Origin of the sequence: Stenotrophomonas sp. 57 (assembly GCF_030291075.1) — a bacterium.
Classification (GTDB): domain Bacteria; phylum Pseudomonadota; class Gammaproteobacteria; order Xanthomonadales; family Xanthomonadaceae; genus Stenotrophomonas.
This window is the reverse complement of record NZ_CP127407.1, coordinates 989,665-1,005,517: the sequence shown is the minus strand read 5'-3', so window position 1 is coordinate 1,005,517 and position 15,853 is coordinate 989,665. Positions and strand designations below refer to the sequence as shown.

At 66.5% G+C, this 15,853-nt stretch carries 16 protein-coding genes and 1 tRNA gene; all 17 read right to left on the bottom strand.

From position 1 onward, the window contains the following. Positions 1-2 precede the first annotated feature (2 nt). The 17 genes from QP512_RS04550 to rpmF all read right to left on the bottom strand — a co-directional run bounded on the left by QP512_RS04550 (position 3) and on the right by rpmF (position 15,776). Positions 3-1,508: a PepSY domain-containing protein gene (locus QP512_RS04550; protein WP_286071109.1), complete on the bottom strand. Its 1,506-nt coding sequence runs from the start codon at positions 1,506-1,508 to the stop codon at positions 3-5. Between the two features lie 11 nt (positions 1,509-1,519). Continuing rightward, the gene (locus QP512_RS04545; RefSeq protein WP_286071108.1) at positions 1,520-3,658 is read right to left on the bottom strand and encodes a TonB-dependent receptor; all 2,139 of its coding nucleotides are present in this window, start codon (positions 3,656-3,658) and stop codon (positions 1,520-1,522) included. A gap of 129 nt (positions 3,659-3,787) precedes the next feature. Further along, complete coding sequence (locus QP512_RS04540) at positions 3,788-4,174, bottom strand: DUF2946 family protein (RefSeq protein ID WP_286071107.1); 387 nt, start codon at positions 4,172-4,174, stop codon at positions 3,788-3,790. Between the two features lie 207 nt (positions 4,175-4,381). After that, the gene (locus tag QP512_RS04535; protein WP_286071106.1) at positions 4,382-4,762 is read right to left on the bottom strand and encodes a tautomerase family protein; all 381 of its coding nucleotides are present in this window, start codon (positions 4,760-4,762) and stop codon (positions 4,382-4,384) included. A 206-nt stretch (positions 4,763-4,968) separates the two neighbouring features. Next, positions 4,969-5,043 (bottom strand) — tRNA-Val (locus QP512_RS04530). A 172-nt stretch (positions 5,044-5,215) separates the two neighbouring features. Then, on the bottom strand, positions 5,216-5,569 hold the full coding sequence (locus tag QP512_RS04525; RefSeq protein ID WP_286071105.1) for a PilZ domain-containing protein: 354 nt from the start codon (positions 5,567-5,569) through the stop codon (positions 5,216-5,218). After that, on the bottom strand, positions 5,566-6,522 hold the full coding sequence (locus QP512_RS04520) for a DNA polymerase III subunit delta' (RefSeq protein ID WP_164082445.1): 957 nt from the start codon (positions 6,520-6,522) through the stop codon (positions 5,566-5,568). The genes QP512_RS04525 and QP512_RS04520 overlap by 4 nt, the downstream gene beginning before the upstream one ends. Then, a complete protein-coding gene (tmk, locus tag QP512_RS04515; protein WP_164082446.1) occupies positions 6,519-7,184 on the bottom strand; it encodes a dTMP kinase in 666 nt (221 codons plus the stop codon). The genes QP512_RS04520 and tmk overlap by 4 nt, the downstream gene beginning before the upstream one ends. Further along, positions 7,181-8,242, bottom strand: coding sequence for an endolytic transglycosylase MltG (gene mltG / locus QP512_RS04510; RefSeq protein WP_164082447.1), 1,062 nt, complete (start codon positions 8,240-8,242; stop codon positions 7,181-7,183). The genes tmk and mltG overlap by 4 nt, the downstream gene beginning before the upstream one ends. A 126-nt stretch (positions 8,243-8,368) precedes the next feature. Beyond that, positions 8,369-9,733 (bottom strand): aminodeoxychorismate synthase component I, encoded by a 1,365-nt coding sequence (locus QP512_RS04505; protein ID WP_164082448.1) that lies wholly within the window; start codon positions 9,731-9,733, stop codon positions 8,369-8,371. Positions 9,734-9,924: 191 nt separating this feature from the next. Next, entirely contained in the window at positions 9,925-11,187 is a 1,263-nt protein-coding gene (fabF, locus tag QP512_RS04500; RefSeq protein WP_286071104.1) for a beta-ketoacyl-ACP synthase II, read from the bottom strand. Positions 11,188-11,330: 143 nt separating this feature from the next. Continuing rightward, positions 11,331-11,570: an acyl carrier protein gene (gene acpP / locus QP512_RS04495; protein WP_005408313.1), complete on the bottom strand. Its 240-nt coding sequence runs from the start codon at positions 11,568-11,570 to the stop codon at positions 11,331-11,333. A 152-nt stretch (positions 11,571-11,722) separates the two neighbouring features. Continuing rightward, positions 11,723-12,466: a 3-oxoacyl-ACP reductase FabG gene (gene fabG, locus QP512_RS04490; RefSeq protein WP_286071102.1), complete on the bottom strand. Its 744-nt coding sequence runs from the start codon at positions 12,464-12,466 to the stop codon at positions 11,723-11,725. Positions 12,467-12,548: 82 nt separating this feature from the next. Beyond that, the gene (gene fabD / locus QP512_RS04485; RefSeq protein ID WP_286071101.1) at positions 12,549-13,493 is read right to left on the bottom strand and encodes an ACP S-malonyltransferase; all 945 of its coding nucleotides are present in this window, start codon (positions 13,491-13,493) and stop codon (positions 12,549-12,551) included. A gap of 159 nt (positions 13,494-13,652) precedes the next feature. Next, positions 13,653-14,435 (bottom strand): serine/threonine protein phosphatase, encoded by a 783-nt coding sequence (locus QP512_RS04480; protein ID WP_164082452.1) that lies wholly within the window; start codon positions 14,433-14,435, stop codon positions 13,653-13,655. 77 nt (positions 14,436-14,512) lie between these two features. After that, the gene (locus QP512_RS04475; RefSeq protein ID WP_164082453.1) at positions 14,513-15,490 is read right to left on the bottom strand and encodes a beta-ketoacyl-ACP synthase III; all 978 of its coding nucleotides are present in this window, start codon (positions 15,488-15,490) and stop codon (positions 14,513-14,515) included. A 91-nt stretch (positions 15,491-15,581) separates the two neighbouring features. Then, a complete protein-coding gene (rpmF, locus tag QP512_RS04470; RefSeq protein ID WP_005408308.1) occupies positions 15,582-15,776 on the bottom strand; it encodes a 50S ribosomal protein L32 in 195 nt (64 codons plus the stop codon). Positions 15,777-15,853 lie beyond the last annotated feature (77 nt).

Below are 15,853 nucleotides of genomic sequence, written 5' to 3'. Positions count from 1 at the left end.
CGTCAACGTCGCCTGCGCCGCAGCTTCATCCGCAACCGGCGGTAGCCGATCACCGCGGCCGTCGCACACAACGCCGTACCCGCAATGCTCAACAACAGCAGAAAAGCCAACCGGGCGGCGTTGAAGCGCAGCATCGCCGGCAGATCCCAGCTGTGCAGGAAGTAAAACAGCCAGCGCCCGACACGCTCGCGATGTCCCATCGTCAGCAGCGGGTCGCCGGTGGCCAGGTCGAGATAGACGCGCGTCGCCTCGGCATCACCGAAGTCCGCCACCGCCACCGGGAAGCGGCGTACGGCTGCACCGTTCATGGCTTCCGGTGCACGCGGGTAGAAGTACGCATCCGCAGCATGCTGGACCGCGAACGCCCGCATCGGCGCATCAGACATGGCGCGCGCCTTCTGCTGCAGCCAGCCCGCAGGCAGATACTGCAACACCCGCAACCCGCCTTCCGCGCTGGACACGATGCGGGATTCGCCCTTCCCATCCAGCAACACGGCGAACAGCTCACCGCCGATGCGTCGCCACTGGATCTCCACCGGCGTGAACCGCGCATCGTCGACTGCAGACAGCAATGCCGCCGGCTCAGCCAGCGCGCCATCCAGCGCCACCACATCGCCGCGATAACGCGCCACGTCGATCGCCCCGCGTGCACTGCTGAACACACCCAGCGGATTCATCGACATCAGCCCGCTGAAGATCCAGGTGAACACAAAGGCCGCTGCCATCAAGCCGATAAGGTGGTGCCAGCGCATCCACGACTCCACATACGGCGTCTTCGCGCCAGTGCGGTAGTGCCCGCGGAAGCGCCAGCGCCACACGCCCACCACGATGCCGCTGACGGCAGCCATCGTGCACAGGGCGGACAGCACGATCACCAGCCACGTCCACACCGGGTCGACCGACTGCATGCGCAGGAAGTACAGCCAGTGCAGCCATGCGCCCACGTAGTTCCAGCGCTGCTGCACGCGTGGTGCGTCCAGCACCACTTCACCCGTGTGCGAGGACACATACACATCCCCTGGCTGCGCACCCCCCACCTCGACCCGGTAAAGCGGCCGATGCGCATCCAGCGCGCGCGAATGGGTCCAGCGGTCCTCATCCACGCGCATCGCGCCAACGAAGGCCTGCCCACCGGCGAACTGCGCGGCCGACGCTTCGGCACGCTGCGCGGAAACCGGCAGCAGGGCTTGCCCGTTCTGCGCCGACCATGCGCCCCCGTGGCGACCACTACGCACTACATAAGCGGGCTCTCCACGCAGCGTCGTCAGCGCCACGCTTTCCGGCTCAGCCTGCACCGTCGCCGGCAATGCCGACAATCCAAGCAGCCCGTGTGCGTCGCCCAGGACCGGCAACGCCGCCAGGCGCTCGCCGGGCGTCAACTTCGGGTAACCAATGAACAGCATCACCATGCCGCTGACGAACCACAGCAGCATCAACAGGCATCCGCCGATGCCCAGCCAGCGGTGCACCAGATAGGTCCAGCGCTTGGCAGTGGATCGCAACGACATGGCCAGTGCCCTCAGAACCGATGGTCGACGGTGAACTCGACGCGCCGATCCGGTCCCAGCAGCCATTGGGTACTGGTGTAGTACGCCGTGGCGTAGTACGCCCTGTCGAACACGTTGAACAGGCGCGCGGACACGCGCGTGCGCGGCGCCGCCTGCCAGGTCAGTGCCAGGTCCGTGGTGCTGTAACCGGGCAGCTCCAGGGTGTTGGCATTGTCGGCGTAGCGCTTGCCGACGTAACGCACGCCCCCAGCCGCGCTCCAGTCTGGCAGAAACTGCCAGCTCAGCCAGACATTGGCCAGACGCTCGGCCACGTTCGGCGGCACGTTGCCATCGCGCGAGACCAGTACCGGTGGCGAACCGGTGGTTTCCAGGAAGTCCTCGAACCCGGCCTTCAGCACCGTGGCATTGGCATCAAGCGACCACCGCGGCGCGAAGGCCCAGTTCAACGATGCCTCGATACCGCGCGAGGTCTGCGCGCCCACCTGTACCCGGCGATCCGGTACCAGCGGATCGCGGCTGAGCAAGCCGGTCTTGCGGATGCGATAGGCCGCCAGGGTCCACTCGCCACCGTCAAACGCCTGCTTGAGGCCCACCTCGACCTGCCGCCCCTTGGCCAAGTCGAAGGCACCGTTGGCTGGGCTGATCATCAGCAGGCCGCTGACCGGGTCCGCCGCCTGTGAGTACTGCGCATAGAGGCTCAGCGTCGGCTGCAGCACGAATACGGTGCCTGCACGCCAGCCGGTGCTGCTGTAGGTCTTCGAGAATGCGCTCTGGCCGCTGATCAGATCGGTGCGGTCGATGTGCGCGCGGTCATGCCGCAACCCACCCAGCACCGACCAACGCTCGCTCAGCGTCAGGTGGTCTTCCACGAACAGCGCGTACTGCTCGGCACCGTTGCGATAGCGCGGCAGATTCGGCGCATCGCTGGCGAACTGGCCCGGCGCCGGATGGACCGGATCGACCGGGCCGGAGCTGCCGGCATAGGTATTGTTGGTGTGCTTGAAGTGCGCACGGTTGGCGTCCAGGCCCACGGCAAAGCTGTTCTGCACGCCACCCACGCTGCCCCGCACGCGCAGCGTCGAGTTCAGCCCGGTCTGGTCCTGGTTGTGGGTGATCTGGGTATTGCCCGAGCGGTCGATCAACCCGGTTCGCGGGTTGTAGACATAGGTCTCGGCATTGCGCCAGTCGCGCTGGCTGTCGATCTGGTAGACGCGTGTGCGCCATTCCACGTTCGAGGTCGGCGTCCACAGCGCATCCAGCTGGGTCCAGCGGTCGCGGTAGCGGATCTCGCTGTCCTCCACGTTGTAATTGCGGTGACGCAGCGCGTCCAATTGACGCCCATCCACCAACGGCGTACCGAAGTAGCGCATCGGTTTCTGGTGGCCCTGCGCATGGGTCAGGGTCAGCTTCAGGTCCGTGCGTGGCTGCCACAACAGTGCGCCGGAGAAGGTGGCATCACTGCTGCGCCCGCGATCAACCCAGCCACCGCTGTAGTTGCCGCTCACGTCGACTCGATAGGCCAGCTCCGGCGTCAGCGCGCCACCGCTGCCGAAGCCAAGGCGCGCGGTGTCCTCGCTGCCCACGGTCACGCTGATCTCGTTCTCGATGGCACCGCGCGAAGGCTTCTTCGGCACGATGTTGATCACCCCGCCAATGGCGCCATCGCCATGAATGACCGAGGCCGGACCGCGCAGCACTTCGATGCGCTCGATGGACCAGGTATCGAACGGGAACGTGATGCCCACGCCGCCGTACTGGCGCAGCCCGTCGTACAGGCGCATCACTGACGCGCCATCGGTGAAGCCACGGCTGGACAGCGCACTCAGACCGTTGCCCGGGTGCGGCATCGCACTGATCGCACCGGCGCGGCTGATCGCATCGTTGAGGTTGCTATCGCCGCGCTGCTCCAGTTGCTCGCGCGAAATCACCGTCAGGCTGGCCGGCGTCTGCAGAACGCTCAGGCCCAACGCAGAGCCTGCACTGGTGGTGGAGGACAGCTCGCCGCTGCGGGTATCGACCACGCGTACGGTATCCAGCGTGGTCGGTGGTGCCGCGTCGGCGGCAAGCAGGGGCGCGGCATGCAGGAGCAGCGCGCACAGGACAGGCAGCGTCGCCCGGCGCAGGCGCGCGGGGTTGGGGTTCGTTTTCATTTTTTCACGGCATGCAAGGCCACCCCGCAATGGCAGGGCAGCAATCAGAAAGGGACAAGCACGCGCGTGCGGGCGCCGGCCGTAGCCGGCAACCTCATGGAAGCACGATCAATGCACCGCGCGTGTGGCTCAGGCAGCCATGAAGGCCGGTGGCCCGCGCGCTCCCAATGTGCCGCTGACCCGCTGCGGCAACGCCTGCACCGCACCCTGCAACGCATGGCATATCGATACCACCGGTGCCAGCAGCAGCAATGCCGCCACCAGCAGGGTGATCAGCCGTGCGGCGATCAGGCAGTAGTCGCAGTCCACGCCCATTTCATGATCGGCGTGTGGATCGACAGCAGGCCTCGATGCCGCGTCGCCATGCTGCATCGCCATCGCATGATGGTCGTGATGGCCTTCCATCGCATGCTGCGCATGCTGGGAATGATCCATCGCCGCCACCGGCACAGCCACTGCAACGTGCCCCTGCGCCAGCCCGCGGCTCACCAGCGGGGCAAGCAGCACCAGCAGCATGGCTAGCCATGCCAGGGCCTGTAACCGGCGGTGGAGGACAGAACGACGCACCCCGCCATTCTACGGGCCCTCAACCAACCTTGGACCATGTTCAGGGTTTACCCCCTGCGACACGGTGACGCAGGCCTGTGCTGCCGGCCAGCTCGATGGGCACGCCCTGCCCCAGCGCTCTGTAGATCCACGCCTTGCGTGGATTCACCTCGCCCATCAACTCGCGTACTGCGCCACCCCATTGCCGAACGACCAGTTTTCCCTCTTCACTTCCACCAGGTTGATGAACACATCCTCGCGGCGGATGCCCACCGCCGCGTGCAGGCCATCAGCAATGTCGGCATACAGCGCCTTCTTCTGCTCCAGCGTGCGCCCTTCGTTCCAGGTGATCTGGATACAGATGAAACCGTCGGTGCGGGCCACGCCCAGGTAACCGGGATCGTAGATCAGCGTGCCGGGCTCGTGCTGCTGGAAGATCTGGAAGCGATCGTTTTCCGGCACGCCTACTGCGCGCATGGCCTGGTAGATGGTTTCACCGACGCGTTGCAGGTAGTCGGCGGATCTGCCTTTACGAAGATCGATGCGGGCAAGCGGCATGGTGGCACTCCGGAACGGGTGGGCACGGCAATGGCCCGAGAGTACGCCCGCCGGGAACCGCAGAACAATGCTTTGCGCGGATTACGGAATCCGGTGAATCGCGCCATCAACGATGGCGCCGGACGCTGCCTGCTGCAGGAAAGCCGCGTCGATGCGAAGGCAACAAAAAAGCCCCCATTTCTGGAGGCTTCTTTCGTTCTGCAACATGGTGGGCGGTACAGGGATCGAACCTGTGACCCTTGCCGTGTGAAGGCAATGCTCTACCGCTGAGCTAACCGCCCGGTGTGTTGCTGAGCCGCTCATTATAGGGGCTTTTCAGAGGCCGTCAACACTTTTTCACATTTGTATTCGCGGGTGTGTCGGGATGTGCAGCCGAGCATGGCTCGGCTCTACAGAACAGCAGGTCACGGGTGTTTCGATTGTTCCGCCCGCCATCGCCCGGCGCCACCGGAATCACATCGTATGGGTCGGCTTGTCCGAGCTGGTCAGGCCGGCCAGCAGGGTCTCGATCTTGTGCCGCACGCCCTCGCCCTCGACCCCCTCGGCCAGCTGCACACCGATGCCGGCGGTGCGGTTGCCCTGCGCGCCGGCCGGGGTCACCCAGATCACCTTGCCGGCCACCGGCAGGCGCTCGCTGGAATCGGGCAGGGTCAGCAGCAGGAACACCTCGTCGCCCAGGAAGTAGCGCTTGGGCGTGGGCACGAAGATGCCCCCATTCTTCACGAACGGCATGTACGCGCTGTACAGCGCGGCTTTGTCCTTCACAGCCAGGGACAGGATGCCCTGGCGAGCGTTGCTGGCACTCATCGATTTCCCCTTGCGGCAGGCCGCTCGTTCACCTTGTTCCAGGCCAGCAGCAACTCGACCACCGCAAGGTCTGCACGCACCGTGGTGCGCAGCAGGTCGCGGGTGCGGTTGGCCGCATCGAACCAGGCTGCAAGCTTGTGCAATCGCTCCGGCGTGGTCAAGGCATCGGTGCTGGCCTGGGCCAGCGCCAGGTCGGCGGCAAAGCGCAGGCGCAACGCCGCGTTGTCGTCGCCGCACCACTTCTGCGCCAGCTCCACCGCACCGGTCCTGCCGGCGGCCAGCTGTTCCAGCTCGCGGCCGACCTCGCGGCGCAGGCTCAGGCCGTCTTCGCGCAGCCAGTTGTCGGCCTGGCCGGGATGCCCGCGTGCAGCCTCCAGCGCTTCACGCGCCGAGGCCTCGCCATGGCCCTGCTGCTGCAGCCAGGCCAGCGCTTCGTGCTGCGGCGGCAGCTTGAATTCCAAGCGCTGGCAGCGACTGCGGATGGTCTGCGGCAGGCGTGCCGGGTCGCTGCTGATCAACCACAGGTAACGGCCGGGCTGCGGCTCTTCCAGAGTCTTAAGCAGTGCGTTTGCGGCCGAACGGTTGATCGCATCGGCCGGGTCGACGATCACCACCTGCGCCACGCCGTACTGCGGGGTCAACGCCAGCTTGTCGGTGATCTCGCGCACCTGTTCGATGACGATCTCGGTGCGCAGCTTGTCGCCGCTCTTGTTCGGAATGAAGCTGACCAGCTGCAGGTCCGGGTGTGTGCCCGCTGCGATCAGCTGGCGCGTGCGCGTGGCGTGGGCTGCATCGCCCTGCGCCAGCACGTGGTCGGCAAGCGCCAGCGCGACCTCGTGCTTGCCCAGCCCGGCCGGGCCGCAGATCAGCAGGCCATGACCGAGGCGACCGGCGTCGAGCGCGGCCACGGTCTGATCGAACGCGCGCTGCTGCCAGGGCGAAAACGTGCTCATGCGCCCTCCCCGTCCCGCAGCCAGCGCTCGACACGCGCGACCACATCGGCGGCCACGCGCGCCTGCTCCTGGCCCGCATCAATCAACGCGAAGCGCTTCGGGTCCTGCTGCGCACGGCCGCGGAACACTTCGCGCACGCGCTGGAAGAAATCGTCCTGCTCACTCTCGATGCGATCCGGCCACAGGTCGCGGCCGTTGGCGCGCGCGCGGCCCACTGCCACATCCACGTCCAGCAACAGCGTCAGGCCGGGAAGCAGGCCCACCGCGCGGCGCTCCAGATCGGCAATCCACTGCGGATCGAGCCCGCGACCACCGCCCTGGTAGGCATAGCTGGAATCGGTGAAACGATCACTCAGCACATAGGCACCGCGCTGCAGCGCCGGCTGGATCACCTGGCGCACATGCTGCGCCCGCGCGGCGAACACCAGCAGCAGTTCGGCTTCGGCACTGAGCGGTTCGGCGGCGATCTCGGCATCGGGCTTCAGTACCAGGCCGCGGATGCGCTCGGCCAGCGGTGTACCGCCCGGTTCGCGGGTCAGCACCACCTCGTGGCCGTGGCTGCGCAGGCAGTCACGGATGGCATTGATGGCGGTGGTCTTGCCCGCGCCCTCGCCGCCTTCCAGGCTGACGAAACGCGGGTGGCGAAGCAGCGCGGAACTCATTGCGCCGGGGTCTCCTGGGTACGTTGCTGGCGCAGCTGCTGCAGGTAGCGGGCCACTGCGGCGTTGTGCTGGTCCAGGCTGGGCGAGAACACGTGCGCTCCACTGCCATCGCCGACGGCGACGAAGTACAGCGCATCGCCGGCGGCCGGCTGTGCCGCAGCCATCAGCGCATCGCGGCTGGGCATGGCGATCGGCGTCGGGGTCAGGCCGGCACGGGTATAGGTGTTGTAGGGCGTATCGGTGGTCAGGTCGCGGCGGCGGATGTTGCCGTCGTAGGCCGCACCGATACCGTAGATCACGGTCGGATCGGTCTGCAGGCGCATGCCGATCTTCAGGCGGCGCATGAACACGCCGGCAATCTGCGGGCGCTCGCTGGCCAGCGCGGTTTCCTTCTCGATGATCGAGGCCATCGTCAACAGTTCGTAGGGCGTGTTGATCGGCAGGTCTGGCGCACGGCTTTCCCAGGCCTCGTCCAGCGCCTTCTCCATCGCGGCATGGGCACGCTTGAGCACGTCCAGGTCGCTGTCGCCGCGCTGGTAGACGTAGGTCTCCGGCAGGAAGCGGCCTTCCGGATGCTGGCCACCGAAGCCGAGTCGCTGCATCAGCGCGGCGTCATCCAGATTGTCGGTGGTGTGCAGCAGCGGCTCGGCGCGCTTGAGCGCGGCACGCAGCTGGCGGATGTTCCACCCCTCGACGATGGTGACGCGGTGCTGCAGCACCTTGCCGGCACGCATGCGCAGCAGCAGCTCGCGCGGGGTCAGTTCGCCACTGAGCGCGTACTCGCCCACCTTCAGCTTGCCGGCGGCATCGAGCTGGCGCGCCAGCAGCTGCCACTGGGTGTCCTGGCCCTCGTCCACGCCTGCGTCGCGCAGCTTGCGCAGCACGCTGTTCATGCCGTCGCCGCTGGCGATGACCACGCTTTCGGCGGTGGGGGTGATCGGGGCATCGGCGAAGCGGGTCTGCTGATAGAAGAACCACGCGCCCACGCCGGCCACGACGGCGGCCAGCACCACCACCAGCGTTACCACGAACAGACACCCGCGCTTGGCTCCCGCCATGGACTACCTCTGAACTCGATTCCGTCGTGCAGGATACCGTGCCGCTGGTGTGGGGTCATGACCGGGGTGGCGTCTCCGTGCCGACCAACGGTCGGCACCCACCAGAGGCCTTGACCGGCCGGCAGCTCAGCCCTGCTCGCCCAGCGCCCGCAGCAGGCCGCGCGCCTTGGCGCGGGTCTCGTCCAGTTCCTTGTCGGGGTCCGAATCCACCACGATGCCGGCGCCGGTACGGAAGCTCACCTCGTGGCCATCCACTTCGGCGGTGCGGATCAGGATGTTCAGGTCCAGGTCGCCATCGCGGTTCAGCCAGCCGAACGCGCCGGTATAGGCACCGCGCGGCACCTGCTCCAGTTCGCTGATGATCTGCATGCAGCGCACCTTGGGGCAGCCGGTGATGGTGCCGCCCGGGAAGGTGGCGGCGATCACCTCGCCGGGCGTGACCTCCGGGCGCAGGTGGCCGCTGACGTTGCTGACGATGTGGTGCACGTGCGCGTAGCTCTCCACGGTCATCAGTTCATCCACCACCACGGTACCGGGCAGGCAGATGCGGCCCAGGTCGTTGCGCTCCAGATCGATCAGCATCACGTGCTCGGCACGCTCCTTGGGATGGCCGACCAGTTCCTGGATGCGCGCGGCATCATCGTCACCCTCGAAGCGTGGCCGCGTACCTGCGATCGGACGGGTCTGCGCATGACCGGCATGCACCGACACCAGCCGCTCCGGCGAGGAGCTGACCACATGACGGCCGTGCGCGCTGAACAGGCCGGCGAACGGCGCCGGGTTGGCGCGGCGCAGCTGTGCATACAGCGCCTGCGGGCTGACCGGCGCGGCGAACTGCGCGCTCCAGCGCCGCGACAGGTTCACCTGGAACACGTCGCCGGCGCGCAGGTACTCGATCACCCGGCGCACGCCGTCGGTGAAGCGCTGCGGCGCGTCCTCGCCCACCGACTGCGGCGGCTGCCAGCCCTGCCCTGCTTCGGGCAACGCCGCCGAGGCCAGTGCCACCAGCGCATCCAGCAATACCTGCTCACCGGCTTCGGCGATGACGAAGCTGGCGTCGTTCTGGTGGTCGTGCAGCACTGCAGCCGGGCAGCGCAGCGCCAGCGCGGTCGGGCGGCCGTCATCGCGCGCACGCGCCGGCAGCACCGGCTCGATCTGGCTGGCCACTTCATAGTCCAGCATCAGCGCCCAGCCGCCGCGGAACGGCAGGCTGTGGCTGCCGTCGTGCGACAGGCGCTCGGCCTGCCAGGCGCGATCCAGCGCCTGCAGGAAGCTGCCAGGCTGCACGGTGCCATGCAGGTCGCGCACCTGGCCGTCGGCGTCCAGCCGCAGGCCCTCGCCCTGTGCGGCCAGCAGCAGGCTCCAGCGGCCCTGGGCAGTGCCCGAGGCGGTGGATTCCATCAGCAGCGGGAAGCGCGCCGGATCGTGCTGCTGCAGCGCCAGCAGGTCGATCGGGTGCGGCAGCGGGTGGATCAGCGGTGCGTGGGTCATGGTGGCCAGTTCAGGGGTTCAGATGCACGGAAGCCGCCTTGCGGCGGCTCCGTGGTGCACGGCGTTGATCCGATTCTGCGGACGCCGAACGGTAGAGTCGACTGTTAGTCGACTATCGCGCGCAGCGCGGGAATTTGGCTTCCCGCGAAGAGCAGTCGACTAACAGTCGACTCTACAACCTACCGCACCGGTCAGACGCGCTTGAAGATCAGCGTGCCGTTGGTGCCGCCGAAGCCGAAGCCATTGGACATCACCACGTCCACCTTGGCTTGGCGTGCTTCGTTGGGCACGTAGTCCAGGTCGCAGCCTTCGCCCGGCTGTTCCAGGTTGATGGTCGGCGGAATGATGTTGTCCTGCAGCGCCATCACCGAGAAGATCGCTTCCACGCCGCCCGCGGCACCCAGCAGGTGGCCGGTCATCGACTTCGTGGAGCTGACCATCATCCTGTAGGCGTGGTCGCCGAAGGCGGTCTTCATCGCCATGGTCTCGCCCAGGTCGCCCAGCGGCGTGGAGGTGCCGTGCGCGTTGAGGTAACCCACCTGTTCGGGGGTCACGCCGGCATCCTTCATGGCCATGACCATGCAGCGCGCGGCACCTTCGCCGTTCTCGCTCGGGGCGGTCATGTGGTACGCGTCGGAGCTGGCACCGAAGCCCGCCAGTTCGCAGTAGATCTTCGCGCCGCGTGCCTTGGCGTGCTCGTACTCCTCCAGGATCAGGATGCCGGCGCCGTCGCCCAGCACGAAGCCGTCACGGTCCTTGTCCCACGGGCGCGAGGCCTGTTCCGGGGCGTCGTTGCGGGTGCTCATGGCCTTCATCGCGCAGAAGCCGCCCAGCGCGGTCGGCGACGAGCCACGCTCTGCACCACCAACCACCATCACGTCGGCATCGCCGTACTGGATCATGCGCATTGCGGTGCCGATCGAGTGGTTCGAGGTCGCGCACGCCGACACCGCCGAGAACGACGGGCCCTTCAGGCCGGTGATGATGCTCAGCTGGCCCGGCAGCATGTTGATGATGGTCTTGGGCACGTAGAAGGGCGAGATCTTCTTGCCCTCGTGGAACTCGATGGTCTGCTCTTCGATGCCGAGCAGGCCGCCGATGCCGGCGCCGACGATGGCACCGATGCGCTCGGCATTGGCGTCGGTGATCTCCAGGCCCGAGTCGTGCAGGGCCATGAACGAGGCACCGAGGCCGTAATGGATGAACGGGTCCATCTTCTTGGCATCCTTGCCGCTGACCCGATACTTGCCGAACAGTTCGTTGTCGGCGGTGATGTCGAATCCCTTGACCTCACCTGCAATCTTGGTGGTGAACCGATCCACGTAGGCATCAGCAACGTTGGTCAGCGGACCGATGCCCGAACGGCCGTGGGTGATGCCTTCCCAGCTGCTGGCCAGATCATTGCCCAACGGCGAGACGATACCCAGGCCGGTTACGACGACGCGACGTTTCATTGCTGTTTCTCCTGACCCGGATGGTTTCTACGGGTAACTCGGTTTGCTTCGATGTGATGCCCAAACACACGGGGCCGCAACTGCGGCCCCATGGGGTGCGGTGCGCGGCGAGGATGAGTTCGCACGCGCACTGCCGTCTGACATCAGGCCTTGACGTGGGCCTTGACGTAGTCGATGGCGGCCTGCACGGTGCTGATCTTCTCGGCTTCTTCGTCCGGGATCTCGCACTCGAATTCTTCTTCCAGGGCCATCACCAGCTCGACGGTGTCCAGCGAGTCAGCGCCCAGGTCATCGACGAACGATGCGCTGTTGGTGACTTCTTCTTCCTTGACGCCAAGCTGTTCGACGACGATTTTCTTGACGCGTTCTTCGATGGTGCTCATGGGATCTCGCTCCAGATGGAGTTGTGGTTCAAAAGTGGTCGCCATCAAAGGCGATGGCCGTGGGATAGTGTAGTGGAAACCGGCGCGGCCTTGCATCGCAGCAAAAACCTCAGCAGATCAACCACTTGCGGCGCAATCCCTGCGCCCCTTGCTTACGGCATGTACATGCCGCCGTTCACATGGAGGGTTTCGCCGGTGATGTAACCGGCAGCCGGGCTGGCCAGGAAGGCCACCGCATGGGCGATGTCCTCCGGCGAACCCAGGCGTTCGAGGGCGATGTCGTTGATCAGCGCGGTGCGCGCTTCTTCCGGCAACGCCTTGGTCATGTCGGTATCGATGAAGCCGGGCGCGACCACATTGACGGTGACACCGCGCGAACCGATTTCCTTGGCCAGCGACTTGCTGAAGCCGATGATGCCGGCCTTGGCGGCCGCGTAGTTGGCCTGGCCGGCATTGCCGGTGACGCCCACCACCGAGGCGATGTTGATGATGCGGCCCTTGCGCGCCTTCATCATGCCGCGCATGACCGCCTTGCTGGTGCGGAACACGCTGGTCAGGTTGGTGTCGATGATCGACGCCCAGTCCTCGTCCTTCATGCGCATCAGCAGGTTGTCGCGGGTGATGCCGGCATTGTTGACCAGGATCGAGATCGGGCCGAACTCCTTGGCGACCCCGTCCAGCACGCTGTCCAGCGCGGCAGCGTCGGTGACGTTCAGCGCGCGGCCGTGGCCGCCGTGGACAGCCAGGCGCTCGCCGATGGCGGCGGAACCGGATTCGGTGGTGGCGGTGCCGATGACGGTGGCGCCCTGGGCGGCCAGCAGATCGGCGATGGCGGCACCAATGCCACGGCTGGCACCGGTGACCAGTGCGATTTCACCCTGCAGGGGCTTGCTCATGATGTTTTCCTCAGGCTGGGGCGGCCGCCGCACCCGCGCCGCGTGCAGCGGCCACCGGTACGATCGGCAGGAACAAGGGGGATCAGGCCGACCATGCCTCGCGGGCGGTTTCGAAATCGCCCGGGGTGGCCAGCGAACGGCCGTCGATGGCCTTGTCGATACGCTTGACCAGGCCGGTCAGCACCTTGCCCGGGCCACACTCGGCGATCTGGGTGATGCCACGGCCGGCCAGCGCCTGCACGCACCCGGTCCACTGCACCGGCTGGTACAGCTGCTGCACCAGCGCGGTACGGATGGCGTCGATACCGTCATGCACCTGGGCATCGACGTTCTGCACCACCGGCAGCTGCGGCGCCCGCCAGGACAGGCCAGCCATTACTTCGGCCAGGCGGTTGGCAGCTTCGCGCATCAGCGGGGTGTGCGAGGGCACGCTCACGGCCAGCTTGACCGCCTTGCGCACGCCCTTCTCGGCCAGCAGCGCCAGCGCACGGTCGACCGCGTCGGCGTCGCCGCCGATCACGATCTGGCCCGGCGAATTGAAGTTGGCCGGCACCACCACCTGACTGCCTGCCGCTTCAGCGCAGACGTCCAGCACCAGCTGGTCTTCGGCGCCGAGCACGGCAGCCATGGCGCCGACACCGGCCGGTGCGGCTTCCTGCATCAGCTGGCCGCGCAGGCGCACCAGGTGCGCGCCGTCATGCAGGCTCAGCGCGCCAGCGGCGACCAGGGCGGTGTACTCGCCCAGGCTGTGACCGGCCAGCACCGACGGGCGCGGACCGCCCACGGCGTTCCAGGCGCGCCACACGCCGATGCTGGCGGCCAGCAGGGCCGGCTGGGTGTATTCGGTACGGTTGAGCATTTCCTCCGGGCCACCCTGGGACAGCGCCCACAGGTCGACGCCGGCACCATCGGATGCCTCGGTGAAGGCTTCACGCACCTGCGGGTGCAGTTCGGCCAGCTCGGCCACCATGCCCACAGACTGCGAGCCCTGGCCGGGGAAGACAAAAGCGAGGGTGGATACGGTCACGCGGTCATCCGCTTGTTGCAATCGAAGCGGGCCATGATAAGGGCGAATCCGCCGTGTCGTCTGTACGTGCGCGTATGCAGGCGTATGGAGCGCGGCCGGGCAAGCGCGACGGGGTCAGATCCCTTTTCCGCAGGAAAAGGGCTCCGACCCTATCAGCCATCAGCAGAACAGCTGCAGGACGTCCAGATCGCCGTCGGCGAGGAAGTCCACGCACAGGCCCACCAGCATCAGTACACCCGCGGTGCTGGCGCCATGGGTGATGAAGATCGAATGCGCCAGCGCGCGCGCTGAACGGCCCAGCTTCATGCACACCCGAGCGAGACTGCGCAGGCGGCCGCTCACCGCATGCACGTGCTCGCGCACCGGCGCCTGGGCGTCGCCCATCGCCTCGGCCATCATCGCCTGAAGCTGCTCGGGGCGGTCGGCGTAGTACTTGGCCACGCCGTAGCCGAACATCAGCCAGTCGCGGGCCTGCGCTTCGGACAGATCCATCACTTCCAGCGGATCTTCCTCGAAATCGATGAAGCCCACCTTCTGCCCGTCCCAGGTGAGGTTGCGCGGCAACGGCTGGCCGAAATAGGCCCCATGAGCGTGCGCTTCGGCGATGGCCTGCATCGCGGCCATCACCAGCCGATCGCGGCCGGCATCATCCGCCTCACGCAGGCAGGTATTGAATGAGCTGCCGTTGTCGCCGATCACCAGCGCAGCATGGCCGCTGCCGAGCACGTCGGGCACGTTCACGCCCTGCGCCTGCAGTTCTCCCAGGCGACGGGCTTCGGTTTCGCGGGCGGCGTCACCGCCACGGTGCGGTGGCGGACGCAGGGCGTCGAGATGGAATCGGCGGGCAACAAAATTGAGCAGGCCCAGGGCCAATGCGCGGCTTCCCTTGCCGTACTGCTTCAGCCAGGCGCGCTGCCCTTCGATGACGATGGGCTCAACCATGACGGGTACTCCTATAAACGCGTTACGGCCCCAGAGGGGCCGTAACGACAAGCTTCACATTGTCGTAACTTGCGCTATCAATAGCGCAGCAGGGCAGAACCCCACGTGAAGCCGCCGCCGAAGGCTTCCAACAGCAGCAACTGGCCGCGCTCCACGCGGCCCGAACGCACGGCGGCATCCAGCGCCAGCGGCACCGAGCCGGACGAAGTATTGCCATGCTTGTCGACAGTCACCACCACCTGGTCCATCGACATCTCCAGGCGCTTGGCGGTGGCTTCGATGATGCGCAGGTTGGCCTGGTGCGGAATCAGCCAATCCAGGTCGGACTTGTCCAGGCCGTTGGCGGCCAGGGTCTCGTCCACGACCGAGTCCAGCGCCTTGACGGCGTACTTGAACACGTCGTTGCCCTTCATGTTGATGGTGCCGCCACCGTTGGCACCGTCCTTGAAACCGGTCGAGACGCCCACCGGGTTCCACAGCAGCTCCTTCTTGCTGCCGTCGGCATGCAGGTGGGTGCTGAGGATGCCGGTTTCTTCGTCGGCCTTGAGCACGACGGCGCCGGCGCCATCGCCGAACAGCACGCAGGTGGTGCGATCGTTCCAGTCGACCATGCGGGTCAGCGTTTCGGTGCCGATCACCAGAACGTGCTTGCAGTCGCCGGAACGGATGAACTTGTCGGCCACGCCCAACGCGAACACGAAGCCCGAGCAGGCGGCGTTGACGTCAAAGGCAGGGCACCCCGCAACACCGAGCTTGGCCTGGATCAGGCACGCAGTGGAGGGGAAAATGAGGTCAGGCGTGGTCGTGCCGACCACGATCATGTCGAGCTGGGAAGCGTCGATACCGGCCGCTTCAAGTGCACGCAGCGCGGCCTGGTAGCCGAGGTCGCTGGTGGTTTCGCCTTCGGCTGCAATGTGCCGTTCACGAATTCCGGTGCGCGACTGGATCCACTCATCCGAGGTTTCGACCATTTTTTCCAGGTCGGCGTTGGTCAGGACTTTTTCCGGCAAATAGCTACCGGTGCCCGCGATCCTCGAATAGATCCGCTTGCTCATCATGTTTCCTGTTGCGCGGGCCGCCGATCACCGGCACGCCCGGGAAAGAAGGCAAAGGCCGCTGCCCGGGGGCAGCGGCCTTCCCGGCACATCAATCTTCTTCGACAGCCGAGGTCTTGGTCTGGATGACCTTCTTGCCGCGGTAGAAACCGTCAGCAGTGATGTGGTGACGCAGGTGCACTTCGCCGGTGGTCGGGTCGGTCGACAGCTGCTTGGCGCTCAGGGCGTCATGCGAACGGCGCTGGCCGCGGCGGGACGGGGTAACACGGGATTTCTGCACAGCCATGGGATTGCTCCAAACTCGGTTCGTTTTGCTTCGTCGTATCGTCGCGCAGGACGCCAGCGCCCAGCACACTTTCGCTT

What these genes read in the sequence shown, in the direction of transcription:
- QP512_RS04550 (WP_286071109.1), bottom strand. Translation starts at nt 1,508, where the DNA reads ATGTCGTTGCGATCCACTGCCAAGCGCTGGACCTATCTGGTGCACCGC.
- QP512_RS04545 (WP_286071108.1), bottom strand. Translation starts at nt 3,658, where the DNA reads ATGAAAACGAACCCCAACCCCGCGCGCCTGCGCCGGGCGACGCTGCCT.
- QP512_RS04540 (WP_286071107.1), bottom strand. Translation starts at nt 4,174, where the DNA reads ATGCTGCTGGTGCTGCTTGCCCCGCTGGTGAGCCGCGGGCTGGCGCAG.
- QP512_RS04535 (WP_286071106.1), bottom strand. Translation starts at nt 4,762, where the DNA reads ATGCCGCTTGCCCGCATCGATCTTCGTAAAGGCAGATCCGCCGACTAC.
- QP512_RS04525 (WP_286071105.1), bottom strand. Translation starts at nt 5,569, where the DNA reads ATGAGTGCCAGCAACGCTCGCCAGGGCATCCTGTCCCTGGCTGTGAAG.
- QP512_RS04520 (WP_164082445.1), bottom strand. Translation starts at nt 6,522, where the DNA reads ATGAGCACGTTTTCGCCCTGGCAGCAGCGCGCGTTCGATCAGACCGTG.
- tmk (WP_164082446.1), bottom strand. Translation starts at nt 7,184, where the DNA reads ATGAGTTCCGCGCTGCTTCGCCACCCGCGTTTCGTCAGCCTGGAAGGC.
- mltG (WP_164082447.1), bottom strand. Translation starts at nt 8,242, where the DNA reads ATGGCGGGAGCCAAGCGCGGGTGTCTGTTCGTGGTAACGCTGGTGGTG.
- QP512_RS04505 (WP_164082448.1), bottom strand. Translation starts at nt 9,733, where the DNA reads ATGACCCACGCACCGCTGATCCACCCGCTGCCGCACCCGATCGACCTG.
- fabF (WP_286071104.1), bottom strand. Translation starts at nt 11,187, where the DNA reads ATGAAACGTCGCGTCGTCGTAACCGGCCTGGGTATCGTCTCGCCGTTG.
- acpP (WP_005408313.1), bottom strand. Translation starts at nt 11,570, where the DNA reads ATGAGCACCATCGAAGAACGCGTCAAGAAAATCGTCGTCGAACAGCTT.
- fabG (WP_286071102.1), bottom strand. Translation starts at nt 12,466, where the DNA reads ATGAGCAAGCCCCTGCAGGGTGAAATCGCACTGGTCACCGGTGCCAGC.
- QP512_RS04480 (WP_164082452.1), bottom strand. Translation starts at nt 14,435, where the DNA reads ATGGTTGAGCCCATCGTCATCGAAGGGCAGCGCGCCTGGCTGAAGCAG.
- QP512_RS04475 (WP_164082453.1), bottom strand. Translation starts at nt 15,490, where the DNA reads ATGAGCAAGCGGATCTATTCGAGGATCGCGGGCACCGGTAGCTATTTG.
- rpmF (WP_005408308.1), bottom strand. Translation starts at nt 15,776, where the DNA reads ATGGCTGTGCAGAAATCCCGTGTTACCCCGTCCCGCCGCGGCCAGCGC.